General features: G+C 71.1%; 1 protein-coding gene and 1 pseudogene. Both read right to left on the reverse strand.

The annotated features are described in order from the left end of the window. Positions 1-260 (reverse strand): annotated as a pseudogene (locus tag KBX53_RS33195) (hypothetical protein); the annotation flags it as partial. A 67-nt stretch (positions 261-327) separates the two neighbouring features. Further along, positions 328-1,269, reverse strand: coding sequence for a copper transporter (locus KBX53_RS33200; protein ID WP_030334897.1), 942 nt, complete (start codon positions 1,267-1,269; stop codon positions 328-330). Positions 1,270-1,315 lie beyond the last annotated feature (46 nt).

The following is a 1,315-nucleotide window of genomic DNA, read 5'->3' on the forward strand; positions in this document are numbered from 1 at the left end:
TCGTCGTAGAGCCCGACGCCGCCCGCACCGAGCCCGGCGACCAGTGCGGCACCACCGGCGGCACCGCCGGTGGCACCGAACGCGCCGGCGGCGGCAGCGCCGGCGGCGAGCGCCGGGCCGGCGGCCAGGCTGACCGTGCGGCCGCGGAAGTTGGTGCGCTCCAACGCGGGCCCGGCCGGTGAGGTACGCGCCTCACGCAGCGCGTAGCGGGCCGCCGCGGCACCTGCGGCGGCGATCAACAGCCGACCCAGCGCGCTCACGCCGCCACCTCGCTCGCTCGGTCACGCGCCGCCTGGTCGGATCCGGACACGGGGGTACGTCGTTCGCTCACTGGGGCAGTCTAGGCAGCAGCGACGGGGCGTTGTCGCCGACGCCGTACTGTCCGGCCTTCTTCTCGGTGAGTTGCTCCACCAGGGCGAGGGTGGTCACCACCTGCCCCTGCACCGTGTTGGCGTTGTCGACCGTGGAGATGGTCTGGGTGAGCACCGGGTCGCCGCGCACCACGCCGACCAGGTTGCCCCCGACGGAACCGTTGCCGGCCACCACTATCGACCCGGTGCGGTCGAACTGCTCGGCGATCTTGACGACCGACTCGTCCCGCTTGTCGGAGTCCTTGTCGACGTACGGCTGGCCGCTGACCACGACGACGGCCTCCGCCGAGGCGGTGACCTTGTTGCTGTCGGTGGTCAGGTAACCGGCGTTGTTGTACGCGGCGAGCACCGCCCGCCGGTCGGCGTCACTGACCGGCGCGACGCCCTGGGCCCGGTCCAGCAGGACGCTGGCCAGCAGCGCGCTGGAGGTCTCCACGCCGTGCCCGTTGCCCGGCAGGCCGGTGGTCTGCGCGGTCGGTCGGGCCGCGGTGACCGCCAACTCCAGCAGGTTGGAGTTGTTGTCCGGGTTGATGAACTTGTCCTGCAGGTCGACCTGACCGGTGATGGTGGCCCCGGCCTGCTGGAGCTTCTTGAGCACGCCCTCGGTGTGGTCACGGCCGTTGGGCAGGCTGAGCACCACCACCCGCCGCCCGGTGAGGGTGCCGGGCAGGACGACCTGGGAGATCTCCTCGGCGAACTCCTCCTCCAGGGCGAGTTGCTTCTCCATGTTGCTGACCGTCTGGCGCCAGTGTTGGTTGTCCTTGCGCAGCCCGGTGACCTGCCCCTCGAGCGAGTCGGCGACCGGGCCGTTGAGGGCGGCCGTGCCGACCACCAGGCCGATCGCCAGAGCCAGGAAGACCGCGGTGAGGGACACCACGTGGTAGCGGAAGTTGATCACGCTTGCAGCCTCTTGATCGGTCGGGAACTAGAAGAGCCGGTACAGC

Origin of the sequence: Micromonospora sp. M51, from assembly GCF_018070305.1 — a bacterium.
GTDB classification, from domain to species: Bacteria; Actinomycetota; Actinomycetes; order Mycobacteriales; family Micromonosporaceae; genus Micromonospora; species Micromonospora parva.